The sequence below is a fragment of the Nostoc sp. NMS4 genome (assembly GCF_017115095.1).
Lineage (GTDB): Bacteria > Cyanobacteriota > Cyanobacteriia > Cyanobacteriales > Nostocaceae > Nostoc.
The window spans coordinates 22,279-29,091 of the sequence record NZ_JABXKI010000168.1; the positions used below are offsets into that span (position 1 = coordinate 22,279).

Below are 6,813 nucleotides of genomic sequence, written 5' to 3' on the forward strand. Positions count from 1 at the left end.
CAATAAAGCAGAGGGGCAAAGGGGCAAAGGAAAAAAATGATTTTTGGTACAAGCTTTGCCCCATGCTAATTATCTCCTAGACTGAATTGTTTTAATTAACTCATAAAAAGGTTGCCAATTATCTTCTTGAGCAATTGCTTCCCAAATAGATTCAATCACAGGTCTTAATAATACAGTTTTGGGATTATGAACAGCTAGAGTTTGGGTTATTAGATGGATGCGTAGGCGTAGCCCGTCGTAGACATCGCTATCAAAATCGTTCAAAATTTTATGGTATAATATGCACCAATCATCAAATATTCCAGATGCACCCGGTACTGGCACAATATCGGAATTATTCATCACAAAACCTGGTTCATCTCGCCATTTTGATGAAAAAGTCCGAGCCATCTCATAAAAAAACTCGTGATAACCAACTTGGCTATCTTTCAAAAATTCAACTGTTAGATTCAACAGTTCCGCAGCTTGTGGATGTGGCAACTCCGAAAAACCTAACTTTTTCAACATCAAAGAACTGTATTCAGCTTGATAATACTCATCAAACCTTTCTAATGCAGCTTCCATTTCGTCTTTATCGATAATCGCCTTTAAAGGTTCTTGAAGCATTTGTAAATTCAACTTGCAAATACTTGGTTGATTACCGTAACAGTAGCGCCCATAATAGTCAAAATATGCAGCTATAAAGGATGGGTTATAACTAGGAATAAAAGCGTAAGGACCATAGTCAAAACTCTCTCCAGTAATCGACATATTGTCAGTATTCAGGACTGCATGACAAAAGCCAGCCGCCATCCATTGCGCTACTAGTTCTGCAACCCGTTTAACTAATTCGGCGTAAAACAGAGCATATTTATCTTCTTCAGCATTTAAGTGTCGATAATACTGCTCAATTACGTGGTCTAACAGCTTCTTAGTTAAATCTGGACGCTGGAAATAGTGCAGTCGCTCAAAAGTGCCAAACCGAATATGAGAACTGCTCATTCTAATCATCACAGATGAACGGGTAGGCGAAGGTTCATCGCCCCGCCAGAGTGGTAAACCTGTTTCTATCATGCTCAGACAGCGCGAAGTACGTACACCCAAGTAGTGCAGTGCTTCCGCAGCCAGAACTTCCCGCACCCCGCCTTTGAGCGTCAGCATACCATCGCCACCACGGGAGTAGGGCGTTCTCCCAGAACCTTTAGTGCCAAAATCGTATAATTCGCCATCATTGGCACGTACTTGCCCGTAGAGAAAGCCTCTACCATCACCCAACTGTCCGTTATATTCACCAAATTGATAGCCGTGGTAACGCAGTGCTAACAAGGGTTTACGCCCCTGAAATTGACCAAAGGCTGTGATGAAATCTTCGTCTTTGACTACTTGGGGGTCTAGACCAAAACGGGGTAATAGTTCATCGTTACGCCAACGCAGGAGGTGTTGGGGAAATTCTGCTGCTGCAACCTCATCGTAGTAGTCGCCGCCTAGAGATTCTAAGGCGCTTTCGTAGTTGAGGGAGAGAAAAGGATTGCTAGAATTCTTGTCGTTTGGAGTTTCAGCCAGAGTCATTACGAGCAAAGCTTAATTCATTCTTCTCTTAATACTACCTCTGGCTTCAACATCAGCATAGACGCTAAAAGCGTAGCTTGCTTCCCCGAAGGGGTACAAATACTCCCTATCGCTACGCCATGCGCTTTTTCGTTCAGAATTAATCAGGACTTACGCAAAATATCTCTCAAACTCTTATTTCTCCGTGTTCTCTGCGCCTCTGTAGTTCGATTTTTCGTTACCTGTACGTAAGTCCTATTAATTCTGAATTCTGACTCCTGAATTCTGTTCGATAAAAAAACTGATTTTTTATTTTGTAATTGGTTGTGGTGTTGGTGAAGTAATTCCTGCTGAGTTTGATGTTGGTTGTGATGCCTGTGAAGAGAGAATTTTTTTCACTTGCAGATTATAAGCTTGTTTAATTGATTCAACCTGTTTCTGTTGAGTTTGATTAAGATCCAAAGATGTTAACACTGTTCTGATTCTCTGACGGGATTGCAGTGCTGCCTTAAATTTAGCATCTTGGGATGGGTTTAATAGAGCCTCAATATCCTTATCTCTTTGTTGGCGAGCCAGTTGGATTTGTAGTCGCTGTTGCTTTGTGAGTTTGATTGGCTGGTGTGATGCAACACTAGTTTGAGTTTTTAAGGCTGGTGTAGTGGCGGTATTTGAACCTGGGGCTGCTAAGACAACTCCGTTTAAGATGGTAGCAAAAGCGAAGATAGTAGAAAAGACAGATAAGCGCTTTATAGAATTAATAGACATTTTGAAAAACTCCTCAATCATTTAATCAAGTTGGACACATCGGCTAAAGCTAACTTTAATAACTGAGCCGGACAGTGAACAAATATTACTATTGCATTTGCTTGTGGAGTTATTGTGTATTTATTATGAATTTGCTATGAATATGTAGATATTGACAACTGATGTATTAATTTTATTGCAATTTAAATATTATACCAATACAAATAGCTGTAAAGTGGGCAATTATCAGAAATAAAAAAACAAGGCTTATAGCAAAAGTCAAACATTCTTAATTTAGATAAATTGCCTAATTTGTGTTCATAAATAGCATTGACAAATAAGTGATTTTTTTAGCATTGATATTTGGTAAATCGAATAAATATTCTGGTATTCTGGAAAATAATTCTCAACCGATTTCAAGATTTAGGTGCTTGCCAATGAGGATTTGTAAGACTTGTCAAAATATGATCTTCCCATTGCCCATTAATTAACAAATAGTCTCTAGCATATCCTTCAACAACAAAACCGAGTCTTTTAAGTACATTACCACTGCGCCGATTGTGAGGCATATAATTAGCCATAACTCGGTGAAAATTTAACTCTTGAAAGAGATATTGAGTTGCGGATTTTAAGCCCTCTGTCATATAGCCTTTACCTTGTTTCTTTTCAGCAAGGCTATATCCCACATAGCAAAAATGAGCGACTCCTCGGACAAAATTACTAAAATTGACCGTTCCAATAACTACGGTGGGATTTTTTTTGGTAAAAATAAATAGTTTTAACGATTGCCCATTGATAAATTCTAGAAAACTATTCTCTATCTGATATTGCCAATATTCTTCAGTGAAAAAACCATCAGCCCAAAGAGGATAAAATGGAGTCAGATAAGTTTTGTTATCAATGAAGTATTTAAGAATTTGGGGTATATCTTCATGGATTGCGGCTCGTAATAATAGGCGATCGCTTGCAATTATTGGCAATTCTGATATCATAAATTACTTAATCTGCGGGATCTCTTCCCAGAACATTCTCTAAATTTTATAAATTCTCTCATAACCTGGGGTTTAACAGCAGCAGTTAGATTAAGTGTCATAGTTTTTCCATTTTTGCCCAATACCCAATGCCCGATAGAACAAATAGAGTGAGTATTTTTGCTCTTAATCTGCCATTCAACCAAAATCTTGATAAGCTGATGTCTAAGTATCTAGAGCGGAAGGATTGAGAGCCAATGAATGATAAAGCACAGTGCGCGGCATAACTTCGATAAAATAGCTTTGCCTAAACGCTGTACCGCAGCAGATTCAAGCAAAAGACAGCTCAAGATTTAACCCAGTTTACAAGAAGGACAGTGATGTGGTGGGAATACGCTACGATTGGCAGGAATTAGAGATTCGGGCGATATACAACACGCCTTTGCTAGAGCTTATTTATCAAGCTGCTAGCGTGCATCGCCAATATCATGACCCAACAAAAATACAAGTTTGCAAGCTGATATCGATTAAAACGGGAGGTTGTCCAGAAGATTGTAGCTACTGCGCCCAATCTTCCCGCTATAAAACAGAGGTAAAGGCGCAAGCACTCTTAGAAAAAGAAACGGTAGTTAACATCGCCCAGAAAGCGAAAGAAACTGGTGTTAGTCGCATCTGTATGGGTGCTGCTTGGCGCGAAGTGCGGGATAACTCACAATTTGAGGAAGTCCTGGAAATGGTCAAGGATGTGACTGCAATGGGTTTAGAAGTGTGCTGCACTCTAGGTATGTTGACCGCAAATCAAGCCCAGAAATTGGCAGAAGCGGGACTTTATGCCTACAACCATAATTTAGATACTTCCCAAGAATATTACAGCACAATTATTACCACAAGGACTTATAGCGATCGCTTGAACACAATTGAGAATGTCCGTCAGACAAATGTTACTGTCTGCTCTGGCGGTATCCTGGGCTTAGGCGAAACTGTTGATGACCGGGTTGGGATGTTACAAACTCTGGCAAACTTACATCCACACCCAGAGTCTGTACCAATTAATATTCTTTCACAAGTACCAGGCACACCCTTAGAAAATCAGCCTGATGTCCCCATTTGGGATATTGTGCGGATGATTGCCACAGCCAGAATTTTAATGCCAGCTTCTGATGTGCGTCTTAGTGCCGGTAGAGCAAGACTTTCTCAAGTTGAGCAAGCTTTCTGCTTTATGGCAGGAGCCAATTCTATCTTTTCTAGCGACGACAACAAAATGTTGACGGTGACAACTCCCTGTCCAGATTACGATACTGACCGAGAAATGCTGAATTTACTTGGTTTGGGGATGCGTCCGCCTTCTCAAAGACAAGAGAAGGCAACAATTCCGGCTGTTGTGGGATAAATATCTGATTGTGGGATAGCAGTTTCGGCTATCACACAATAAATAATTGGATATTTTTTACTTGAATTCCCTAAGCAGGTGTCAATAAAATCAACTGCTGCTGCACAAGCCTTCTTACTTCATCCAATCCCAGTTCTACACTTGCCAAAATATCTGCAACTGTGGAATCATAATCACATTTTTGCATAAATTCAAACTCTGCTACAGATAAGTTAACAATCTGGTAATCGTAGTTAAAGAAACATTGACTTGGAAATCCCTCAATACAAGGATTAAGTTCGGGAATCGCTGCTAGTAGGGCGTTATCTTCTGACCAGTCGGCTTTGATTAAGGGAGGACGACCGAGGAAAAACTCGTAATGAGTTACTTCAGGGTCTAATAATTCTATCAGGCGATAAAGCTGGCGATCGCTCAATTCTTTTGCTCGTTCTACTAACTCTGGTGCTTTACCCAAAAGTCTTTCTAAATCCCAGAAACTCGGATTTGAGAAACCAATAAAATCCAATCCCGAAGCATCTATTAATTCAAACAGCGTCTCAATGTTGTAGTCAATTTCTTGGGGATGAACGTACATATCAGCAAAGTATTCATCCTTGTTGTTTTCTAGTGACCAACGTTGTTTATCATATTTGACAATTCGGTTATTTTCTGGTAAAGAAGCAAATATTTGTCGTCCGACTTGGACACCATCGCGGTAGTCGCCTTTTTTGTCACCTTGAATAAGTGCGATCGCTTTTTGCATGAGTTGAATTTCCCAGCGCCCCAACTCCCCGTACACAAAAATGTGCATTAAGCCGCCTGGGGCTAACTTCTTCGCCAAAGCTTGAATACCGCGAATGGGATCGGGGGTATGATGCAAAACGCCAACACAGTTAATTAAATCAAACTCACCCGGTAACTGTTCCACATCAAACAAGCTGAGGTGATGAAATTCAACGCGGTTAGCCCCTGAACGCTGACAACGCTCTTTGGCTACAGCTAAAGCGCCGCTACTAAGATCAATTCCCACAACAGAAGCTTGAGGATTGAGGTGAACCAAGTACTCTGTACCCACACCAGTACCGCAACCTGCATCTAAAATCCGAATATCTTGCTTTTGGGGTTTTTGACCTGTGCAGAAGTTATGAGCAGCTAGCCAATTCCAGCGCCAATTGTAGCCTGGAGGTGGTTCATCCAACAGGGCTTCTGGCGGAAAGGGGTAGGTATTGTAGAGTTTGGCAACAGCAGCACTAACAGTTTGGGAATCGGACATGATGAGGAATAACGCAGCATTTCTGAGTTTAGCGAATGCTGGACACTTTAGGTAGACAAATAATTGCGTAGGCGCAGCCCGTCGTAGACATCGCTATCAGCCCATATATTTTAGGCAGGGAAGTTTTTCAGTAAAAACACTACTGTTTAAGTATCTATTAGCTAATAAAATTAATTGTAATTTTGTATAATAATTTACTCAATTAGGAGCATTAAATGGCTGTAGGAATGCCTGAATTTGTTGAAAATCCAGAAAATCGTTGCCCTGTAATTCTCTTACTCGATACTTCTGGCTCTATGTCAGGTCAGCCTATCCAAGAGTTAAATCGAGGACTTGCTGCTTTCAAACAAGATGTACAAAAAGATTCCCAAGCATCGCTGAGTGTGGAAGTTGCCATGATCACATTTGGCCCTATAGTTAAACTCACGCAAGACTTTGTAACAATTGACCAATTTACACCGCCTACATTGGAAGTAGGTGGTGTTACTCCAATGGGTGCGGCGATTGAGTATGCTTTGGATTTTCTAGAAAACCGGAAACAGACTTATAAAGACAACGGTATTCTCTATTATCGCCCTTGGGTGTTTTTGATTACAGATGGAACGCCAACTGACTCCTGGAATTCAGCCGCGCAAAGATTGAGAGAAGCAGAAGCACAAAGCCGACTGTCATTTTTTGCAGTTGGTGTAAAGGATGCTGATATGAATATCCTCAAACAAATTTCTCCTCCTGAACGTCCACCAGTTACGCTAAACGGCTTAGATTTTCGTGAGTTGTTTGTCTGGCTTTCTGCTTCAATCAAACGGGTTTCTAGTGGCAAAGTAGGACAAGCTGTAGCTTTACCGGCTATGGGATGGGGTCAAATTACTAGTTAGAGGAAATTTTGTGAATTGGAAAGCTGTTGCGCGTTCTGCGATCGGAACAAGTCA

6 protein-coding genes are annotated in these 6,813 nt (G+C 40.7%); 2 read left to right on the plus strand and 4 right to left on the minus strand.

Annotated elements, in window-relative coordinates:
• Positions 1-69 precede the first annotated feature (69 nt).
• From HWQ37_RS14325 to HWQ37_RS14335, 3 genes are all read right to left on the minus strand, one after another.
• Positions 70-1,548 carry a protein adenylyltransferase SelO gene (locus HWQ37_RS14325; protein WP_292748257.1) on the minus strand — a complete coding sequence of 493 codons (1,479 nt, stop codon included), beginning with the start codon at positions 1,546-1,548 and terminating at the stop codon, positions 70-72.
• Positions 1,549-1,836: 288 nt separating this feature from the next.
• Positions 1,837-2,292: a hypothetical protein gene (locus tag HWQ37_RS14330; RefSeq protein WP_292748258.1), complete on the minus strand. Its 456-nt coding sequence runs from the start codon at positions 2,290-2,292 to the stop codon at positions 1,837-1,839.
• A gap of 395 nt (positions 2,293-2,687) precedes the next feature.
• Positions 2,688-3,263, minus strand: a complete 576-nt coding sequence (locus HWQ37_RS14335) for a GNAT family N-acetyltransferase (RefSeq protein WP_292748259.1) — start codon at positions 3,261-3,263, stop codon at positions 2,688-2,690.
• A gap of 361 nt (positions 3,264-3,624) precedes the next feature.
• Between HWQ37_RS14335 and bioB the strand changes: the two genes are divergently transcribed.
• Positions 3,625-4,632: a biotin synthase BioB gene (gene bioB, locus HWQ37_RS14340; protein ID WP_292748260.1), complete on the plus strand. Its 1,008-nt coding sequence runs from the start codon at positions 3,625-3,627 to the stop codon at positions 4,630-4,632.
• A gap of 70 nt (positions 4,633-4,702) precedes the next feature.
• Here the strand turns inward: bioB and HWQ37_RS14345 are convergent, their stop codons facing one another.
• Positions 4,703-5,884: a class I SAM-dependent methyltransferase gene (locus HWQ37_RS14345; RefSeq protein WP_292748261.1), complete on the minus strand. Its 1,182-nt coding sequence runs from the start codon at positions 5,882-5,884 to the stop codon at positions 4,703-4,705.
• A 215-nt stretch (positions 5,885-6,099) separates the two neighbouring features.
• On the opposite strand from HWQ37_RS14345, the gene HWQ37_RS14350 reads away from it, so the two are divergent.
• Positions 6,100-6,759, plus strand: a complete 660-nt coding sequence (locus tag HWQ37_RS14350; RefSeq protein WP_292748262.1) for a vWA domain-containing protein — start codon at positions 6,100-6,102, stop codon at positions 6,757-6,759.
• The last annotated feature ends 54 nt before the right edge of the window (positions 6,760-6,813 follow it).

Bases quoted from the DNA above. Each gene is read 5' to 3' on its own strand.
- HWQ37_RS14345 (WP_292748261.1), bottom strand. From the start codon at position 5,884: ATGTCCGATTCCCAAACTGTTAGTGCTGCTGTTGCCAAACTCTACAAT.
- HWQ37_RS14350 (WP_292748262.1), top strand. From the start codon at position 6,100: ATGGCTGTAGGAATGCCTGAATTTGTTGAAAATCCAGAAAATCGTTGC.
- HWQ37_RS14325 (WP_292748257.1), bottom strand. From the start codon at position 1,548: ATGACTCTGGCTGAAACTCCAAACGACAAGAATTCTAGCAATCCTTTT.
- HWQ37_RS14335 (WP_292748259.1), bottom strand. From the start codon at position 3,263: ATGATATCAGAATTGCCAATAATTGCAAGCGATCGCCTATTATTACGA.
- HWQ37_RS14330 (WP_292748258.1), bottom strand. From the start codon at position 2,292: ATGTCTATTAATTCTATAAAGCGCTTATCTGTCTTTTCTACTATCTTC.